This is a genomic window from Streptomyces sp. NPDC060194, assembly GCF_042728285.1.
In the GTDB taxonomy this organism is placed as follows: domain Bacteria; phylum Actinomycetota; class Actinomycetes; order Streptomycetales; family Streptomycetaceae; genus Streptomyces.
Genome location: NZ_JBHWZH010000054.1, coordinates 1 through 19,299 on the forward strand (window position 1 = coordinate 1; position 19,299 = coordinate 19,299).

The following is a 19,299-nucleotide window of genomic DNA, read 5'->3' on the forward strand; positions in this document are numbered from 1 at the left end:
TCGGAGTGGTTTATAAGCCCCCGGGCCCGCCCCGGCGGGGTCGGCCCTCAGCGCGTGGCGGGCGATGTTTCACGTGAAACATCGCCCCGTCGGATCACTCGGCGATGAAGTCGTCCAGGTCACGGAGGATCGCCGCCTTGGGCTTGGCGCCGACGATGGTCTTGGCGACCTCGCCCTGCTGGTACACGTTCAGCGTCGGGATCGACATGACGCCGTACTTGGCGGCAGTGGCCGGGTTCTCGTCGATGTTCAGCTTGACGATCTCGATCTTGTCGCCGTGCTCGGCGGCGATGGCCTCCAGGGAGGGGGCGATCTGGCGGCACGGACCGCACCAGGCGGCCCAGAAGTCGACGAGGACGGGCTTGTCGCTCTTCAGGACCTCCTGCTCAAAGGTGTCGTCGGTCACGTTCTTGAGGGTGCCGGCCACGGCGGCCTCCTTCGGGTCGGGGGGTGGGGGTGCGAGGGGAGCGGTCAGACGGCGGCGGTCTTCTCCGGCTCGGCGGTCTGCTCGGTGTCCGTGAGGGCGGCGAGGAAGCGCTCGGCGTCCAGGGCCGCGGAGCAACCGGTACCGGCGGCCGTGATCGCCTGGCGGTAGGTGTGGTCGACGACGTCGCCGGCGGCGAAGACCCCGGTGAGGTTGGTGCGGGTCGAGGGGGCGTCGACCTTGAGGTAGCCCTCGTCGTCCAGCTCGAGCTGGCCCTTGAAGAGCTCGGTCCGCGGGTCGTGGCCGACGGCGATGAACAGACCCGTCGCGGCCAGCTCGGAGGTCTCGCCGGTCTTCGTGTTGCGCAGGGTCAGTCCGCTGAGCTTCTGCTCACCGTGGATCTCCGCGACCTCGCTGTCCCAGGCGAAGGAGATCTTCGGGTCGGCGAAGGCGCGCTCCTGCATCGCCTTGGAGGCGCGCAGCGTGTCACGGCGGTGGACGATGGTGACCGACTTGGCGAAGCGCGAGAGGAAGGTGGCCTCCTCGATCGCGGTGTCGCCGCCACCGACCACGGCGATGTCGTGCTCGCGGAAGAAGAACCCGTCGCAGGTGGCACACCAGGAGACGCCACGGCCGGAGAGGGCGTCCTCGTTCGGCAGACCGAGCTTGCGGTGCTGGGAGCCGGTGGTGACGATGACCGCCTTGGCGCGGTGCACGGTGCCGGCGGTGTCGGTCACGGTCTTGATCTCACCCGTGAGGTCGACGGAGACGACGTCGTCGGGGACGAGCTCGGCGCCGAAGCGCTCCGCCTGACCGCGCATGTTGTCCATCAGGTCCGGGCCCATGATGCCGTCGCGGAAACCGGGGAAGTTCTCCACCTCGGTCGTGTTCATCAGGGCACCGCCCGCGGTGACGGCACCTTCGAACACCAGCGGCTTCAGCGCCGCGCGCGCGGTGTAGAGCGCCGCGGTGTAGCCGGCCGGCCCGGAACCGATGATGATCACGTTACGGACGTCGCTCACGGGTTGATTCCTCGTCTCTGCGGGGACTGCGAACTGCTCGGGTGGGAGTCCCTTCCGGACCCACACCCCACCCAACGGATACTAAGGGGCGCGCATTCCCGGCCTCCCGAACCGCGCGCTCAGTTCAGCGAGTACGAGGTCCGCAGCAGTACATCGCCCTTCTCCGGGGGCTCCGCCTCCTCGCAGGACGTCGCCACGACGAAGACGGACACCCGGGCGTCGTCGGTGGGGTGCGGGAGGACCACGAGGTACGCGGGCGAGTCCCGGTACCTCCCCTCATCGGCCGCCAGCGCCTGTTCGCTGTCCGGGATGCTCTGCGCGACACACGGGGGGAGCGAGACCGCCGGGGCGCTCATCGGCGCGTTGGGCACGTGCTTGGTGCTCTTGGACGACTGGGTGGTCGGCCGGTCGAGGAGCGCGCCGACCCGGTCGGGGACCGGGTCACCGGAGAAGGTGCCCACCGTCTCGCGTTCCCTGCGGTCGGACGCGGTGCTGCCGCTCGGCTCGTCGCCGGACGGGAGCATGAACGTGCCCAGCCCGATGGCGGCCGCGGTCAGCGCCGCGCCGATGACGGCCCGCCGGCGTCGCGGGGATCCGCGACCGGGGCCCGCGGCGGCCCGTGCATGCCCGAGCGGCCGGGTGGTCGCGGTGTGGTCCTTCCCCGAAGCGGTCCGGAGCGATGTTTCACGTGAACCATCGGTCTCTGTTTCACGTGAAACATCGACTGCCGCGGCCGGTGCCGCAGCCTCGGAGGCAAGAGCGGCGTCGATGCGGGCCGCCACATCGGCGGGCATCGGTTCCGGTGCCGGCAGTTCACCCAGGTCGCCCAGGAGTGTCCGGATCTCCGCCAGCGCGTGCCGGGTTCCCGCGCAGGCGTCGCACACGTCGAGATGGGACCGGATCTCGGCGGCGCGCCCGGCGGGCAGCAGACCCTCGGTGAAGTCGGCGATCTCCGACACCTCGGGGTGTCGTGCGGGGCCGGCTCCGCCGCTCGTGGTCGTCACGGTCGTGTGCCTCCGCCCTTCACCGCGTCCGGATTCCTCGCTGTGCCGTCCTGCGCCCGTTCTGCCGTGGGTGGGACGGAAGCCCCCGGCGTCCGGTTCCGCCCCTGGCGGGCCTCCCCGGACCCGTCGTCCGCGGGCTCCCCGCGCAGATGACCGAGCAGGGGCAGCAGGCGGGCTCTCCCCCGTGCGCAGCGGCTCTTCACGGTCCCGACGGGCACGCCGAGAGCCCGGGCGGCCTCGGCGACGGGGTAGGCCTGCATGTCGACGAGTACGAGCGCGGCCCGCTGGTCGGCGGGCAGGGTGCTGAGCGCCTCCATGAGCTGGCGGTGCAGGTCCTGGCGCTCGGCGGGGGCGTCGGCGGGCTCGTGCGGGTCGAGGAGCTGCTCGAACCGCTCGGCGTCGTCGACGGGGGCCGTCCGGCGGGACGCGGCCTTGCGGACGCGGTCGAGGCAGGCGTTGACCGTGATGCGGTGCAGCCAGGTCGTGACGGCGGACTGGCCGCGGAAGGTGTGGGCGGCGCGGTAGGCGGACACCAGCGCGTCCTGGACCGCGTCCGCGGCTTCCTCGCGGTCCCCCAGGGTGCGCACCGCCACGGCCCAGAGGCGGTCCCGGTGGCGGCGCACGATCTCGCCGAAGGCCTCCGGATCGCCGGCGACGTGGCGGGCCAGCAGGTCCTGGTCGCTCGCCGTCGTCCGCGTCGCGTCGTCCACCCTCGCGTCCCCTCCCCTCGTGGACCCGTCAGCCTGTGAACTTCACGTCCGTTATGGCCTGCTTGTAGCCGGAGCCGCTGAACTCGTCGCCGGGTGCGCTGGGCACGTCGGTGAGCCAGAGCAGCACGTACCGGGTGTTGACCGCCTTCTTCGCCTTGAGCGCGAGCCGGGTGTCCTGGGTCGTGCCCTTGGCGATGCGCTGCATGCCGTCCACGGACGGGGGCGGGGTCAGGGAGTCGGTCGCGTACAGCGTGGCCGTGGTGCGGTCTCCCGCGTACCGCAGCCCTATCGAGGCACCGCTCACGTCCCGGTCCTCGCCGAGGTCGTAGACGATGCCGACCCCGCCCTTGTAGGCGACGAGGCTGGGGCCGTCGACGAAGCTCTTGCTGCGCCAGTAGGACGAGGGGTCGCGGTCGAAGGTCTTCCCGACGTCTCCCGGGTTCTGCTGTGAACCCTGGACGACGAACTCGCGGGCCGCGGTGATGGAAAAGGGCTTGGCCACCGGGTTCGGGCCGTCCTTGCCGGTGTCCTCGTTCGTCATCTGCTGGGTGCTGCCCTGGTCGTCGACCTTGTCGCGGTCGAGTACGGCGTCGGCGAGCTGCCAGCTCCCGAGGCCGAGCGCGGCGATGAGCAGGGCGGCGACGCTCCACTTGAGGATCCTGCCGCTGCGGCCCTGGAGCGGGGCGGGCGGCTGCTCGTCGACGGCGGCCTGGGCGGAGCCGAGATGGGCGGCGGGGCGGCCGTAGGCGCCCTGCTGGTAGGTGGTGCGCTGGTACTCGGGCGGCGCGGTGAAGACGGGCTCGGGCCGGCGGACGCGGGGCATCGCGGCGACGGCCTTGGAGAGCTCCTCGGGCGAGGTACAGGCCGGCTCCTGCCGCGAGGCGGTGGCCCCGTCGTTGGCCAGTGCCCGCATGGACAGCTCGGAGAGGCCCCGGTGGACCCCGGCCCGGACCTGGTCGGGGGGCAGGAGCCCGACGTCCTTGGGCAGGCCGCTGAGACCGTAGGCGTCCTCCTCGTACGGCCAGCGCTGGGTGAGCGAGGCGTAGAGGAGCGCGCCGATGGCCTCGGTGTCGGTGCGCTGGGGTGTGTCGCTGCTGATGCCGCGCAGGGCGGCGTTCACCGCGAGGCCGCGGATGCGGTACTGCCCGGTCGACGTGCGGAGCACGGCGCTGGGTGTGAGCCGGAGGTGGGCGAGGCCCTCGCGGTGGGCGGCGGTCATGGCCGTGGAGATCTGCGACACCAGCTGGTAGGCGTCGTGGGCCTCCAGCGGCCCGGCGGCGAGCAGGGAGGTGAGCTCGGTCGCGTCGGGCAGCCACTCGTGGACGACGTAGACGTGGTCGCCCTCCTCGACGGCGTCGAGGACCTGTACGAAGCGGGGGTCGCCGAGCAGCGCGGAGGAGCGGGCGGCGGAGAGGACCGTGCGGGCCCGGGGGTGGTCGGCGGGCAGAAGGTGGACGCCGACGGCGCGGCGGAGCTTCTCGTCGACCGCTCGCCAGCTGCTGAATCCGTCCAGTCGGGTGACGCACTCCTCCAGCCGGTACCGGGCGGCCAGCTTGTGCCCGCTGTGGAGCTCGGTCGCCGCGGACCCGGCGGACGGGTCCTCCGGGTCCGCGGATCTCCCGGCGTCCGCCGGGGAGCTCTGCTCGGACGGGTCACCGGTGTCGACGGTGTCCGCGATCACGGTGTCCGCCTCCGGCTCGCCTCGCTCGGCCTTCTCGCGCCTGTTGTCTCCGTCGGCCATGACCTGATCCGCCTTCGCGACCGGCGAGTCCTCGCCGTCGTCGGCCACGTCGACGGCAGCCGTACCACGTTCCGCCACCGTCGTTCCTGCCTCCCCATCCGTTACGCGCTGTGCGACAGCTCACCCAATTGTGCCCACAGTCCGGCACCGAGCACGACACACGGTCGTGCGCGATGGTTGTGCGTGATCAGCGTCCCAGACGCCCGCGGACCATGCCTACCAGGGAGTTGAGTTCCTGGATGCGCATCTTCTTCGCGGCCAGGACGAACACGGCCAGCAGGACGATCCCGCCCGCGACCAGGGACGCCAGGGAGCCGAGGACGCCGTAGCCGAGGGCCTGGAGGATCGCGTAGCCGACCGCTCCGCCGAGGAGGGCGGCGGGCACCGCGGCGAGCGAGAGGCGGGCGTACGTGCGCAGGACGCGGCTGCCGTCCAGGTCGCCGCCGAGCCGGCTGCGCAGTCGGCGCCAGGCGACACCGACGCCGATGGCGTAGGCGAGGCCGTACGAGGCGGCCATGCCGGTGACCGCCCAGCGGTCGGGCAGCACGACGAAGCAGACGGCGGAGGCGGCGGCGTTCACCGCGGCGACGATGACCGTGTTGTAGAACGGCGTCCGGGTGTCCTCGTAGGCGTAGAAGCCGCGCAGGACCACGTACTGCACCGAGTACGGGATGAGGCCGAGCCCGAAGGCCATCAGCATGTAGCCCATGGACTTGGCGGGGTCGGTGCCGGAGGAGCCGAAGATCAGGGTGCACATGGGGACGCCCAGCGCGAGGAAGCTGAACGCGAGCGGGACGATCGCGACCGCCGTGGTGCGCAGGCCCTGGGAGATGTCGTCCCGGATCGCGCCGTTGTCGCCCTCGTGGGCGGAGCGGGAGAGCCGGGGGAGAAGGGCGGCCATCAGGGAGACGGTGATGATGGCCTGGGGGAGGCCCCAGATGAGCTGGGCGTTGGAGTAGGCGGCGAAGCCGATGCCGTCGAGGCCGTCGGACTTCCCTGTGGCCGCCGTGGAGAGCTGGGAGACGACGAGCACGCCGGCCTGGTTGGCCAGGACGAAGAGGACGGTCCACTTGGCGAGGGTGAGGGACTTGCCGAGCCCCTTGCCGCGCCAGTCGAAGCGGGGCCGGATCCGGAACCCCGTCTCGCGCAGATAAGGGATCATCGCGAGCGCCTGGACGACGAGGCCGAGCAGGAACCCGATGCCGAGAAGCCGTTCGGCCTCCGGGGGGATCGTGTCGATGTCCATCTGCGAGCTCTTGGCGGTCCCGTAGACCCAGATGAACGTCACCAGCATGCCGATGATGACGATGTTGTTGAGGACCGGGGTCCACATCATCGCCCCGAACCTGCCGCGGGCGTTGAGGATCTGCCCCATCACCACGTGGATGCCCATGAAGAAGATGGTCGGCACGACGTACCGGACGAAGGTGACGGCCACGGCGTTGGCCTCGGCGTTGCCGGCGGTCTCTACCGACATCAACCGGACCAGCAGAGGGGCGGCCCAGACGGCGAGCGCCGTGAGCACCCCCAGAGCCACCATCACCAGCGTCAGAAGCCTGTTGGCGAAGGCCTCGCCGCCGTCCTCGTCGTTCTTCATGGCCCGAACGAGCTGCGGCACGAAGACCGAGTTCAGTCCGCCGCCGACGGTGAGGATGTAGATCATCGTCGGCAGGGTGATGGCGATCTGGAACGTGTCACCGAGGGGTCCGATGCCGATCGCCGCCACGATCAGCGCCGACCGGATGAACCCCGTCGCCCGCGACACCAGCGTTCCCGCCGCCATCACCGCGCTGGACTTCATCACGCCGGACAGCCGGCTGCCGCTCCGCTGCGGCGCTGCCGCCGGGACCGGAGCCGGCGGGGCCTGCTGAGCGGCCGGCGGTGCGGCGGAGTCCGGAGCCTGGAAGGCCTCGGTCTGCTGGTCCCGGTACAGGTGCGCGAACGCGTCGGTCTGCTGCAGGTCCTCGCGCTCACCCTGGAGGGCACCCTGGTCACCGTGGTGGCCCTGGTACCCCTGCGTCTGCCGTCCGTCCCAGTCCCGCGCGTCGTCCTCCCCGGCCCGGCTCACCAGGTCGTCCACGCCGGTGAACTGCGTGGTCGCCGGGTCGTCCCCGTAGGGCAGGTGCCGGAAGGGGCCCTCGGCCTCCGGGGGCGGGGTCTGCGCCCAGACGCGCGGGTCGGGGGCGTAGGGGCCCGGCGGGGGCTGCTGGTAGAGCGGGGCCTGCGGCGGCAGGGCGCCGGGGGGCGGCGGGGGGTGGGCCGCCCGGTCGTAGAGCGCCTCGGTCACGGGGTCGTGGGCGGCGGCGTCCTGGGCCCGGTAGGGGTCGTGGTCGTACGCGTCCTGGACGTAGGGGTCCGGGGCGGCGGGCTGCGGCGTGCGACCGTCCGGGCCGCTGCCGCCCGACTGCCCCTGACCGCGATCACCGTCGTACGGCGCGTTCATGGATTACCCCACCTCATCGTCCCCGGCCACGCGGCCACGCCATCGATCAACGGTCCACCTTCTCACCCGTGCCCGACGGCTCCGTGCTTTCCGGAGCGGTGTCAGGCCGGGGGTCACTCGGCTGCCCTGGGCCGTCGTCCCCCTCGGCCGCGGGGCCGGTGGGTCCCTCGGGGTCCTCCTCCGCCGGTGCCTCCCGTGCGGCGCGCTTGCGCTTGCCGTACATGCGGATCCCGGCGAGGACGAGCAGCAGCAACCCACCCGCGATGACCAGCATGACCGTCGGCGTGACCTCGGTGACGTCGACCCCGAAGGTGATCGGCTCACCATAGGGGGTTCCGTCGGCCGTGAAGAGCTGGGCGGTGACCTTGGCCGGGCCGTTCGCCTTGACGGTGGTGGCGAACTTGACGGACTGGCTGTGGCCCCCGGACACCTCGATCCGCTGGGGATCGCCGACGTCCAGCCGGGTGTCGCGGTCCGACACCAGCTTCAGGGTCAGGTTCTCGACGCCCTGGACCAGGTTGTTCTGCACGGTCACCGGGATGGTGGCGCTGCGCCCGGAGAGCGTGGCGTCGGACTTGGGGATCAGGTGGACCTTGTCCGTGAGCCCCTGGAGGTAGCTCTCCACGGCGGCCCGGTAGCCGGACGCCCCGCTCGCGTCGCCGCGCCAGGAGTTGGACAGGGAGCGGTTGATCGCGCTACCGAAGGGGGTCGTCACCCGGTCGGGCTCGGACAGGATCACCTGGAACCGGTCGAGCATGCCCTGGGTGGTCCCGAGGTCCCGGAACGCGGAGACGGGCAGTTCCTGCTTCGACAGCCGCTTCGGATAGGCGCCGGCGCCCGGGATCCGGGTGGTGGCCCGGGGGTCCGGGGTGGCGTCGGCCGCCTCGTCCAGATCCGCGGGGGAGGACCAGCGCTGGTCGGAGAGCGCGTCGATCGCGCGCGCCATCGACTGGGCCTGGCTGACGGACGGCATCCGCTGCGGGGCGACGACGATGCTGCGCTGCTTGCCCGGTTCCTGGAGGGTGATCGCCAGGCTCTGGGCCAGGAACTCCTGGACCGCCCGGGTGGAGCTCTCGGCCGAGGTCAGATCGCCCTCGAAGGCGGTCGACAGGCCCGCGTCGGCGACGACCGCCTTGGTTCCGCCGCCGACGGCGCGCACGGCGGTCGGCGTGTAGGTGAGGGAGTCCTTGAGGCTGTCGCTGCGGGCCAGGACGGTGTCGGCGCCGGCCGAGGTGGCGGTCTGGACGATCGCCGGGTCCACGGCGCCCTCGGCGGGCCACGCGTAGTCGGTCGACACCTCCTCGTCGAGGAGGATCGACTCCACGGTCGTCTCCGCCCGCTCGGTGGCCGTCTTGAGGTGGTTCAGCGACCCGACGACCGGGGTGCCGTGATGCGCCAAGGAGGCCACGTCGGTGTCGCCGAAGGGCAGCGCGACGATCTTCTTCCCGGCCACGGCCTTCTCGAGGTCGGCCAGCCACTGGTCGGCGAGCTTCTTGTTCCGGTCCGACCGGGGGGAGTCGTCGTCCTTGACCAGGTAGGGCTTCCGCATGGCCTCGACGGAGGCGAGGAGGTCGGGGTCGAGGACCCAGGTGACGGGAAGGTCGGCGCCGAGCGACACCATCTGCTGGAGCCGCCCGCCGGGAGCGATCTCCTCGGCGAGCTCGTCGTCCTCGAAGGTGGGGGTCTGGGCCTCGTCGGAGGCCGTCTCGGCGGTCAGGTGCGCGGAGGAGATCAGCGGCCAGAGGTACGTCATCCGGGTCCGGCGTTCGGTGTCCTCCGGCTGCCAGGGCAGGAACGTCCGCTGGATGCCGAGGACCTCCTCCCCGTTCCCTCCGGTCTCGCCGCTCAACGACACGCCCAGCTGGTAGATCCCGTCGCCACCGAGGTCCAGGGCGTCGGCGGGAAGGGTGATGCTGAACCCGTGGGGCACCCCGGGAGCGAGCCGGGCGAACGACTTCCTGTACTTGCCGTCGGCGACCTCCTCGCCGTCCGTCCAGGGAGCGAACTCCTTCTCCTGCTTCGTCGCGTCCTCGATCGCGCTCCGGCTGTCCAGCTCGGCGCCCACCCGGATGCCGACGTGCGCGTCGGTGACGGGCCGCTCGCCCTTGTTGGTGACGGTGCCGGAGACGGTGATGCGGTCGCCCTCGCGCGGGGCGGCCGGGGACAGCGCGTCGAGGGAGACGTCGACGGTGCGCGGGCCCGTGACGTCGGGAGCAGCGGCCGCCGGGGACGCGGCGGTCACCTGGAGGAGACCGGCGAGCAGCGGCAGCCCGGTGAGCACGGTGAGGGTCGTCCGCCGCCACCCGCGTCGGGCGGGTGGGGGAGGAGGTCCCTGGGTGTCTGCCGCCTCGGCCACGCGTTCGCCCGTCCTCGTCGTCATCGGTCTCGTCGTCGGTGTCGTGTGGTCGGTGCCTTCGGTGGTCCTCGGCGATCGCGGTGGACCACGGTGTACGTCCCCGCATGGTAACGAGACCTGCTGTGGTGGTGCGCCACATGATCGCGGCCGCAGGCGTCCGTCCGGGGCCGCGCACGGGGTGGCGGCCGGATGTGAGGCGTGTGACGGGTGGGAATCCCGGGCGACCCGTCCGGTGCGGGCACGTACTCTTTTCTGTTGTGCCGAACGACCACGAAGACACCCCCAGCGCCCTGAGTCAGGTGCAGCGCCGCGCGGTCAGCGAACTGCTGCGCGTCTCCCCCGTCGCCGACGAGCTCGCCCGCCTCTTCGAGCAGGCGGGCTTCCACCTCGCCCTGGTGGGCGGCTCGGTCCGCGACGCGCTGCTCGGCCGGCTCGGCAACGACCTCGACTTCACCACCGACGCCCGCCCCGAGGACGTCCTCAGGATCGTCCGCCCCTGGGCGGACGCCGTGTGGGAGGTCGGGATCGCGTTCGGGACCGTGGGCTGCCAGAAGGAGGCCCGGGTCGGGGACGTCGACCAGAGCTTCCAGATCGAGGTCACGACCTACCGTTCGGAGGCGTACGACCGCACCTCGCGCAAGCCGGAGGTGTCCTACGGCGACTCCATCGAGGCCGACCTGGTCCGTCGCGACTTCACCGTCAACGCGATGGCCGTAGCGCTCCCCGAGAAGCGGTTCGTCGACCCGTACGGCGGGCTGGAGGACCTGGCGGCCGGTGTGCTGCGCACGCCCGGCACCCCGCAGGAGTCGTTCTCCGACGACCCGCTGCGCATGATGCGGGCGGCCAGGTTCGCGGCCCAGCTCGACTTCGCGCCGGCGCCCGAGGTGGTCGCCGCGATGACGGAGATGGCCGAGCGCATCGACATCATCTCCGCGGAGCGGGTGCGTGACGAGCTCAACAAACTCGTCCTCTCCGCACACCCCCGCAAGGGCCTGGCCCTCCTCGTCGACACCGGCCTGGCCGACCGGGTGCTGCCCGAGCTGCCCGCGCTGCGCCTGGAGAGCGACGAGCACCACCGGCACAAGGACGTCTACGAGCACTCGCTGACCGTCCTGGAGCAGGCCATCGACCTGGAGCAGGACGGCCCCGACCTGACCCTGCGCCTGGCCGCGCTGCTCCACGACATCGGCAAGCCGCGGACCCGGCGCTTCGAACCGGACGGCGGGGTCTCCTTCCACCATCACGAGGTCGTCGGCGCGAAGATGACCAAGAAGCGCATGACCGCGCTGAAGTACTCCAACGATCTGGTCAAGGACGTGTCCCGGCTGGTCGAGTTGCACCTGCGGTTCCACGGCTACGGCACCGGGGAGTGGACCGACTCGGCCGTGCGCCGGTACGTCCGGGACGCCGGCCCGCTCCTCGACCGGCTGCACAAGCTGACCCGCTCCGACTGCACGACCCGCAACAAGCGGCGCGCCAACGCCCTCGCCCGCGCCTACGACGGGATCGAGGAGCGGATCGCCCGGCTCCAGGAGCAGGAGGAGCTGGACGCGATCCGCCCCGACCTGGACGGCAACCAGATCATGGAGATCCTGGACGTGCGCCCCGGCCCGGTCATCGGCAGGGCCTACGCCTTCCTGCTCGACCAGCGGCTGGAGCACGGGCCGATGGAGCACGACGAGGCCGTCACGGCGCTCAGGAAGTGGTGGGCCGACCAGCCGCGGTGAGGCGATGTTTCACGTGAAACATCGCCCACGCGACGGCGGCGTAGAGGACGGCCACCCCGACGACCAGGACCGCTGACCGGCCGTCCGGCGGCAGGACCAGGGCGGCCACCGCGGCCGCGGCGACGAAGGCGACGTTGAACAGCACGTCGTAGAGCGCGAAGACCCGGCCGCGGTAGGAGTCCTCGACGGACGTCTGGACGACCGTGTCCGTGGCGATCTTCGCGCCCTGGCTGGTGAAGCCCAGGACGAAGGCCGCGGCCACGATCGGGCCCGGGGCGAACGTCAGGCCGAGGGCCGGCGTCAGGACGGCGGCGGCCGCGGCGCAGGCGGCGATCCAGCCGAAGGTGCCCCGTCGCGCCACGGCCCAGGGGGTGACCACGGCGGCGGCGAAGAAGCCCGCGCCCGACACCACGGCGACGAAGCCGAGCAGGGCGAGACCGCCGGAGGGGCCGTCGCCCCAGGCGTAGCGGCAGAGCATGAGGACCGTCACCGTCAGGGCGCCGTAGCAGAACCGCAGGGCGGTCATCGCCGTCAGCGCCCGGGCCGCGGGCGGACGCGCGGCCAGATGGCGCAGGCCCGCGACGAGGCCGTGCGCCGTCTCCGCCAGCGCCGCGCCCAGGGGAAGCCGCGCCGCCCGGACCTGCTCCGGGCCGAGCAGGTCCGCGGCCATGCGCAGGGACGCGAGGGCCGCGCTCAGGTAGAGCGCGGCGGCGACGAGCACGACGGCCGCGTCGGAGTCCGGCCCGACCAGGCTGACCGCGAAGGCCAGCGCGCCACCGGCCGTCGCGGCGAGGGTGCCGGCCGTCGGGGAGAGCGCGTTGGCCGTCACCAGCTGTCCGGCGCCGACGACGCGGGGCAGGGCGGCGGAGAGCCCCGCCAGGACGAAACGGTTCACGGCGGTGACGGTGAGGGCGGAGGCGTAGAAGAGCCCGTCCGGCGCCCCGGCGGTGATCAGCACGGCGGTGAGGACGTTGAGGGCCACCCTGAGCAGGTTGCCGAGGAGCAGGACCTGGCGGCGCCGCCACCGGTCGAGCAGCACCCCGGCGAACGGCCCCACCAGCGAGTACGGCAGCAGCAGGACGGCCATGGCCGAGGCGATGGCGGCGGCCGAGGTCTGGCTCTCCGGGGAGAACACGACGTACGCGGCGAGGGCCACCTGGAAGACGCCGTCCGCGCCCTGGGAGAGCAGCCGGACGGCCAGCAGACGGCGGAAATCGCGAACCCTGAGCAGGACCCGCAGGTCAGCGACGGCGTACATGGAGGTCAGCGTCACATACGCGGAGGGTCCCCGGGCAGATCGCCCGGGGACCCTTCACCGTCGAGGGACGAGCGGTCAGCGCTCGACCTCGCCCGCGATGAACTTCTCGACGTTCTCCAGGGCCTCGTCGTCGAAGTACTGCACCGGCGGGCTCTTCATGAAGTAGCTCGACGCGGAGAGGATCGGGCCGCCGATACCGCGGTCCTTGGCGATCTTCGCCGCGCGGAGGGCGTCGATGATGACACCGGCGGAGTTCGGGGAGTCCCAGACCTCCAGCTTGTACTCGAGGTTCAGCGGGACGTCGCCGAAGGCACGACCCTCCAGGCGGACGTACGCCCACTTGCGGTCGTCCAGCCAGGCCACGTAGTCGGAGGGGCCGATGTGGACGTTGTCCTCGCCCAGCTCGCGGTCGCGGATCTGCGAGGTGACGGCCTGCGTCTTGGAGATCTTCTTCGACTCCAGGCGGTCGCGCTCCAGCATGTTCTTGAAGTCCATGTTGCCGCCGACGTTCAGCTGCATGGTGCGCTCCAGGCGGACCCCGCGGTCCTCGAAGAGCTTGGCCATCACGCGGTGCGTGATGGTCGCGCCCACCTGGGACTTGATGTCGTCACCGACGATCGGGACGCCCGCCTCGGTGAACTTGTCCGCCCACTCCTTGGTGCCGGCGATGAAGACCGGGAGGGCGTTGACGAAGGCGACCTTGGCGTCGATGGCGCACTGCGCGTAGTACTTCGCGGCGTCCTCGGAGCCCACGGGCAGGTAGCAGACGAGGACGTCGACCTGCTGGTCCTTGAGGACCTGGACGACGTCGACGGGCGCCTCGGCGGACTCCTCGATCGTCATCCGGTAGTACTTGCCGAGCCCGTCGAGGGTGTGGCCGCGCTGCACGGTCACGCCCTTGTTCGGGACATCGCAGATCTTGATGGTGTTGTTCTCGCTGGCGCCGATGGCGTCCGCGAGGTCGAGACCGACCTTCTTCGCGTCGACATCGAAGGCGGCGACGAACTCGACGTCACCCACGTGGTAGTCGCCGAACTGGACGTGCATGAGGCCGGGCACCTTGGCCGCCGGGTCGGCGTCCTTGTAGTACTCGACGCCCTGGACCAGCGAGGCGGCGCAGTTGCCGACGCCGACGATGGCTACGCGAACCGAACCCATTCCGGGTGCTCCCTGTGTGTTCTCGTTCGAGGCCCCTCGTGTGCGGGGCCTCATTTGGCGGTCTCCTCGGACGGGTCCGGCGGGGGCGGGTCGCCCCGACGCCGGCTCTGGCCGTCCGTCTCGCTTGAGATGTCCTGCTCGGCGGCGCTCGCGGGGGACCGTCGCCGGTCCCGCCCCGCACGCTCGCTCTCGATGAGCTCGTTCAGCCAGCGCACCTCGCGCTCCACGGACTCCATGCCGTGGCGCTGCAGCTCAAGCGTGTAGTCGTCGAGTCGCTCCCTGGTCCTGGCCAGGGAGACGCGCATCTTCTCCAGGCGCTCCTCGAGCCGGCTGCGGCGTCCTTCGAGGACCCGCATCCGTACCTCGCGCTCCGTCTGGCCGAAGAAGGCGAACCGGGCGGCGAAGCTCTCGTCCTCCCAGGTGTCCGGACCGGTGTGCGAGAGCAGCTCCTCGAAGTGCTCCTTGCCGTCGGCCGTCAACCTGTAGACGATCTTGGCGCGTCGTCCTGCGAGTGAAGCCGCGAGCGCGTCCTCGGGACCGCTGCCCTCCTCCTCGATCAACCATCCGTTGGCGACGAGGGTCTTGAGACAGGGATAGAGCGTCCCGTAGCTGAACGCACGGAAGATGCCCAGCGACGTGTTGAGACGTTTTCGCAGCTCGTAGCCGTGCATGGGGGATTCGCGGAGAAGTCCGAGAACGGCGAACTCGAGGATGCCGGATCGTCGGCTCACTCGCTGTCACCCCTCTCCCCCACGCACCATGACGCGCTGATGTATCGACTCGATACATCCAGACGATAGAACGGCAGTCGGAGTGCGACAAGCGCACGCAAGGTGAGCGACGTCACATCACCGTTCTGCAGGGCGTGACTTGCCTGATTTGGGGTGAACCTGGGCGCTGTTCGAGTTTTGACCGTGCGTAGTCTGTGCGGCATGCACATCACCGGGACTCCTGAGACGCCGGAGGGCGTCGGAGTTCCGGCAGTGGTACGGACGGGTCCGGGGAGGGACGCGCCCGCATCTCGGGGGGACTGGAACTCAACTGCCGCTTCCAGGCGTTGTCGCCTGCCCGAGGAGTAATCGTTCGATGAGCGAGCACCGTCGCAAACCTCCGCAGCCCACGGGCGGCGGACGTGCCGCGGCTCGGCGCGGAACCACCGGATCGCCCTCCGGACGCCGCGCCGCACCGCGAGGCAGTGTCACCGGATCACCGTCGGCCGCACCCGGCGAGCCGTCCGAGTGGGGCGGCAGGGCGGCCGCCCGCCGCGCCGCCAAGCAGGGAGCCGGGGCCACCGCGGCCCGCCCCGCAGGCCGGCGCGCTGCCGGCGCGCAGGGCGGCGGCCCGGGAGCCGGCCGCGGCAGCGGGCCGGCCGGGAAGCGGCTGGTCGACTTTCCGCGCAGCGGCCGCCAGGGGTGGCAGCGCTGGATCCCCTCGTGGCGTCAGACCACCAGCCTCTGCCTGGGTCTGATCGGCTCCATGATGGCGGCCGCCGGAATCGCCTACGCGATGGTCGGCACACCCGACCCGCAGGCCTCCGCCAAGGCGCAGAACAACGTCTTCCTGTGGTCCGACGGCTCTCAGATGGCCGCCACGGGCGGTGAGTACAACCGGCAGAACCTGGACTTCGAGGAGATTCCTCGCGCGATGCAAGACGCCGTGATCTCCGCCGAGAACAAGACCTTCTGGCAGGACAAGGGCGTCGACCCGATGGGCATCGGCCGGGCCCTGTTCAACATGGCCAGGGGCGGCAACACCCAGGGCGGCTCCACCATCACGCAGCAGTACGTGAAGAACGCGCGGCTCGGCGACCAGTCGCAGACCCTGAGCCGAAAGTTCAAGGAGCTGTTCATCTCCATCAAGGTCGGCCGCACCGAGGACAAGTCGGAGGTCCTCGCCGGCTACCTGAACGTCTCCTACTACGGCCGCGGCGCCTACGGTCTGCAGGCGGCGTCCCGGGCCTACTTCGACAAGGACGCCGGCGAGCTCGACCCCAGCGAGTGCGCCTTGCTCGCCACCGTCCTCAAGGGCGCCACCTACTACGACCCGGCGGGCGCGACGGCGATCGACCCGGCCGCCACCCGCGAGGCGAACCAGGACCGCGCCGAGAGGCGCTGGAAGTGGATCCTCGACCAGGAGGTCAAGGACGGGAAGCTCACCGCCCAGCAGCGCGCGAAGTACACGAAGTTCCCTCGCGTCGAACCGCCGCGCAAGAGCGCGCAGCTCAGCGGCCAGACGGGCTACCTGGTCGATCTCGCCGAGCGCTACATCCTCCGGGACAGCAACAACACCGGCGTCACCAAGGAAGACCTGGTCCGCGGCGGCTACACGATCCAGACCACCTTCGACAAGAAGAAGGTGAACGAGCTGGAGAAGGCCGTGAAGAAGGTGCGGGCGGAGCACATCAAACCCAAGCTCCGCCCCACCAAGGACACTTTCGTCCAGTTCGGCGGTGCCTCGGTGGACCCGAAGGACGGGGCGATCGTCGCGATCTACGGCGGTGAGGACGCCACCAAGCACTTCTCCAACAACGCCGACTACACCGGCGCGCAGATCGGCTCCACGTTCAAGCCCTTCGTCCTGGCGGCGGCGATGCGCGACGGTGTGCGCAATCCCGACGGCGGCCCGGAGCAGAGCCGGAGCGAGCGCACGCAGATCTCGCCCAAGAGCCTCTACAGCAGCACGAACAAGCTGAAGATCCAGGACTACGACGGGAGCATCTGGACCAACGAGAAGGGCGAGCAGTGGCGTCAGGCCAATGACGGGCAGGAGTCCTACGGCGAGGCCCCGAAGCACCTCATCACGCTCCGAGAGGCCATGAAGGTGTCGGCCAACTCGCCGTTCGTCCAGCTCGGGATGGACGTCGGGCTCGACAAGGTCAGGCAGGCCGCCGAGGACGCGGGGCTGAGCGGCGACAACCTCTCGGGCTCGGACTACCCCTCCTTCTCCATCGGCACCTCCGACCCGAGCGCGATCCGCATGGCCGGGGCGTACAGCACGTTCGCTGCCAGCGGGAAGCAGCACGACCCGTACTCCGTGAAGTGGGTCAAGGACGGAGACGACAAGGTCTTCGAGCACGACGGCAAGCCGGAGCGGGCCTTCGACCCCGAGATCGCCGACAACGTCACGAACGTTCTGAAGACGGTGGTGGACGAGGGCACGGGAACGACGGCCAAGCTCCCGGGCCGCGAGGTGGCCGGCAAGACCGGTACGACCGACGGCAACAAGTCCGCCTGGTTCGTGGGGTACACCCCGCAGCTGTCCACGGCGATCAGCATGTACCGCCTGGACGACGCGGAGAACTCCAAGACCCCCGGCTTCCAGAAGATGTTCGGCACGGGCGGCCAGGACAAGATCCACGGCTCGTCCTTCCCGGCGGAGATCTGGCACGACTACATGGCCGACGCCATGAAGGGCAAGCCGGTCATCCCCTTCCCCGGGCCGCAGCCGCTCGGCGAGATCATCGGCACGCCGCCGCCGGCCCCCACGCCCACTCCCACGCCCACCCCGACGCCCTCCGACACGCCCACTCCGACGCCCACCCCCTCGCCGAGTTCGCCCTCGCCGAGTCAGCCCAGCCCCAGCTGCCGCCCGTTCGACTGGCAGTGCGAGCAGGGTCAGGACGGTGGTGCCGACGGTGGCGGGGACAACGGTGGGAACGGCGGGCAGCAGCCCGTGACGCCGACCCCGTCCCTCCCGGGTGTCGACGGCGGCACCGGCGACGACCAGGGCAACGACAACCAGGGCCAGGACAACGGAGGCGGTTTCTTCGGCGGACCCGGCGGCTGACCGCCGGGGTGACCCGAGCAAGGCGTCCGGGGCGGGGTGTTTCACGTGAAACGCCCCGCCCCGGACGTTTCACGTGAAACATCGGGACGGTGACGTTTCACGTGAAACATTCCGGCCGACCGCCACGACGGAGATCGGCGCCCGGTGCGGCAGGATGTCCGGCATGAAGAGCGCGCAGCCAGAGCAGCCCGTACGGCCGACCCGCGAGGACGAGGTGGCGGCCGCCGGAAGCGAGCTGTTCGGCGGACCCGTCGGCCGCCGCGCCGTCCTCGGCCTCCACCCCCTCTCCCCCGTGCGCGTCGTCGCGCTGGTCATGATCGGGATGTTCGCGCTCGGCATGGTGCAGAAGGTCCCGTGCTACGACTGGGCGTGGTTCGAGGGGGCGGCATCCCAGTACACGCACGCCTGCTACTCGGACATCCCGCACCTCTACGCCGGCCGCGGGTTCGCCGACGGCCTGCTCCCGTACTTCGACCGCATCCCGAACAGCGACATGGGATATCTCGAGTACCCGGTCCTGACCGGGCTCTTCATGCAGGTGGCGGCGTGGTTCTCGCCCGACGGGGGCACGATCCGCCATCAGGAGCAGCTCTACTGGCTGGTCAACGCCGGAATGCTCATGACCTGCGCCGTGATCATCGCCGTGTGCGTGGCGCGGACCCACCGGCGGCGGCCCTGGGACGGGCTCCTGGTCGCACTGGCTCCCGCGTTCGCGCTCACGTCCACCATCAACTGGGACCTGTTCGCCGTGGCGCTGACGGCCGCCGCCCTGCTCATGTGGTCCCGCGGCCGGCCGCTGGCGTTCGGCGTGCTGATCGGTCTCGCCACCGCGGCGAAGCTGTACCCGCTGTTCGTCCTGGGACCGCTGCTCGTGCTCTGCTGGCGGGCCGGAGCCTGGCGGCCCTATCTCGTCGCGCTCGGTGGGGCGGTGGGATCGTGGCTGGCGGTGAACGTGCCGGTGATGCTGCTGGCCTGGGACGGCTGGTCGAAGTTCTACTCCTTCAGCCAGGAGCGCGGCATCGACTTCGGGTCGTTCTGGCTGATCCTCTCGCAGCGGTTCGGGTGGAGCATCCCCGTGGAGACGGTCAACACCGTCTCCACGCTACTGATGCTGGTCGCCTGCCTCGGGATCCTGGCCCTCGGTCTCACCGCACCGCGCCGGCCGCGCTTCGCCCAGCTCGCCTTCCTGGTTGTGGCGGCGTTCGTCCTCACCAACAAGGTCTACTCACCGCAGTACGTGCTGTGGCTCATCCCGCTGGCCGTCCTCGCCCGGCCGCGCTGGCGGGACTTCCTGATCTGGCAGGCCTGCGAGGTCGCCTACTTCCTGGCCATCTGGATGCACCTCGCGTACACGTCGACGGGGGACGGCCGGCAGGGGCTGCCGCAGGAGGGCTACCACCTCGCGATCCTGCTGCACCTGCTCGGCACCCTCTACCTCTGCGCCGTCGTCGTGCGGGACGCCCTGCTCCCGGAACGCGACGTCGTGCGGCGCGACGGGTCGGACGATCCGTCGGGAGGCGTCCTGGACGGGGCGCCCGACGTGTTCGTGCTCGGACAGGCGGCACACCCGCCGCGGCACGCCGCGCACAGCGAGGAGGGCCCCGCGGTGCACTGGGGGGCGGGACAGACCGGCTGAGGCCTCCGGGGACGCGTTCCCGGAGGCGCGGGAC

At 71.1% G+C, this 19,299-nt stretch carries 13 protein-coding genes; 3 read left to right on the forward strand and 10 right to left on the reverse strand.

Features of this window, described 5'->3' with window-relative positions:
- Window positions 1-94: 94 nt before the first annotated feature.
- The 7 genes from trxA to ACFWEG_RS14500 all read right to left on the reverse strand — a co-directional run bounded on the left by trxA (window position 95) and on the right by ACFWEG_RS14500 (window position 9,724).
- Window positions 95-427 (reverse strand): thioredoxin, encoded by a 333-nt coding sequence (gene trxA, locus ACFWEG_RS14470; RefSeq protein ID WP_387214076.1) that lies wholly within the window; start codon window positions 425-427, stop codon window positions 95-97.
- Between the two features lie 44 nt (window positions 428-471).
- Window positions 472-1,446 (reverse strand): thioredoxin-disulfide reductase, encoded by a 975-nt coding sequence (gene trxB / locus ACFWEG_RS14475; RefSeq protein WP_387214079.1) that lies wholly within the window; start codon window positions 1,444-1,446, stop codon window positions 472-474.
- Between the two features lie 119 nt (window positions 1,447-1,565).
- Window positions 1,566-2,450: an anti-sigma factor family protein gene (locus ACFWEG_RS14480; protein ID WP_387214082.1), complete on the reverse strand. Its 885-nt coding sequence runs from the start codon at window positions 2,448-2,450 to the stop codon at window positions 1,566-1,568.
- Entirely contained in the window at window positions 2,447-3,160 is a 714-nt protein-coding gene (gene sigM, locus ACFWEG_RS14485; protein WP_387214084.1) for an RNA polymerase sigma factor SigM, read from the reverse strand. The genes ACFWEG_RS14480 and sigM overlap by 4 nt, the downstream gene beginning before the upstream one ends.
- Window positions 3,161-3,188: 28 nt before the next feature.
- On the reverse strand, window positions 3,189-4,979 hold the full coding sequence (locus ACFWEG_RS14490; RefSeq protein ID WP_387214086.1) for a protein kinase family protein: 1,791 nt from the start codon (window positions 4,977-4,979) through the stop codon (window positions 3,189-3,191).
- A 109-nt stretch (window positions 4,980-5,088) separates the two neighbouring features.
- Complete coding sequence (gene murJ, locus ACFWEG_RS14495) at window positions 5,089-7,344, reverse strand: murein biosynthesis integral membrane protein MurJ (RefSeq protein WP_387214089.1); 2,256 nt, start codon at window positions 7,342-7,344, stop codon at window positions 5,089-5,091.
- A 46-nt stretch (window positions 7,345-7,390) separates the two neighbouring features.
- Window positions 7,391-9,724, reverse strand: coding sequence for a DUF6049 family protein (locus tag ACFWEG_RS14500; RefSeq protein WP_387214092.1), 2,334 nt, complete (start codon window positions 9,722-9,724; stop codon window positions 7,391-7,393).
- A 233-nt stretch (window positions 9,725-9,957) separates the two neighbouring features.
- On the opposite strand from ACFWEG_RS14500, the gene ACFWEG_RS14505 reads away from it, so the two are divergent.
- Window positions 9,958-11,427 carry a CCA tRNA nucleotidyltransferase gene (locus ACFWEG_RS14505; RefSeq protein ID WP_387214095.1) on the forward strand — a complete coding sequence of 490 codons (1,470 nt, stop codon included), beginning with the start codon at window positions 9,958-9,960 and terminating at the stop codon, window positions 11,425-11,427.
- Here the strand turns inward: ACFWEG_RS14505 and ACFWEG_RS14510 are convergent.
- The 3 genes from ACFWEG_RS14510 to ACFWEG_RS14520 form a co-directional block, all read right to left on the reverse strand.
- Window positions 11,396-12,685, reverse strand: a complete 1,290-nt coding sequence (locus tag ACFWEG_RS14510) for an MFS transporter (protein ID WP_387214098.1) — start codon at window positions 12,683-12,685, stop codon at window positions 11,396-11,398. The genes ACFWEG_RS14505 and ACFWEG_RS14510 overlap by 32 nt on opposite strands.
- 75 nt (window positions 12,686-12,760) lie before the next feature.
- A complete protein-coding gene (locus tag ACFWEG_RS14515) occupies window positions 12,761-13,843 on the reverse strand; it encodes an inositol-3-phosphate synthase (protein WP_387214101.1) in 1,083 nt (360 codons plus the stop codon).
- A gap of 50 nt (window positions 13,844-13,893) precedes the next feature.
- Window positions 13,894-14,574 carry a helix-turn-helix transcriptional regulator gene (locus ACFWEG_RS14520; RefSeq protein ID WP_387214104.1) on the reverse strand — a complete coding sequence of 227 codons (681 nt, stop codon included), beginning with the start codon at window positions 14,572-14,574 and terminating at the stop codon, window positions 13,894-13,896.
- A gap of 355 nt (window positions 14,575-14,929) precedes the next feature.
- Between ACFWEG_RS14520 and ACFWEG_RS14525 the strand changes: the two genes are divergently transcribed.
- The gene (locus tag ACFWEG_RS14525; RefSeq protein WP_387214107.1) at window positions 14,930-17,629 is read left to right on the forward strand and encodes a transglycosylase domain-containing protein; all 2,700 of its coding nucleotides are present in this window, start codon (window positions 14,930-14,932) and stop codon (window positions 17,627-17,629) included.
- A 154-nt stretch (window positions 17,630-17,783) separates the two neighbouring features.
- On the forward strand, window positions 17,784-19,265 hold the full coding sequence (locus ACFWEG_RS14530) for a glycosyltransferase family 87 protein (RefSeq protein WP_387214110.1): 1,482 nt from the start codon (window positions 17,784-17,786) through the stop codon (window positions 19,263-19,265).
- Window positions 19,266-19,299: the final 34 nt, after the last annotated feature.

Coding starts and splice junctions, on each gene's coding strand:
- murJ (WP_387214089.1), bottom strand. CDS start 7,344: ATGAACGCGCCGTACGACGGTGATCGCGGTCAGGGGCAGTCGGGCGGC.
- ACFWEG_RS14500 (WP_387214092.1), bottom strand. CDS start 9,724: ATGACGACGAGGACGGGCGAACGCGTGGCCGAGGCGGCAGACACCCAG.
- ACFWEG_RS14525 (WP_387214107.1), top strand. CDS start 14,930: ATGAGCGAGCACCGTCGCAAACCTCCGCAGCCCACGGGCGGCGGACGT.
- ACFWEG_RS14515 (WP_387214101.1), bottom strand. CDS start 13,843: ATGGGTTCGGTTCGCGTAGCCATCGTCGGCGTCGGCAACTGCGCCGCC.
- ACFWEG_RS14530 (WP_387214110.1), top strand. CDS start 17,784: ATGTCCGGCATGAAGAGCGCGCAGCCAGAGCAGCCCGTACGGCCGACC.
- ACFWEG_RS14510 (WP_387214098.1), bottom strand. CDS start 12,685: ATGTACGCCGTCGCTGACCTGCGGGTCCTGCTCAGGGTTCGCGATTTC.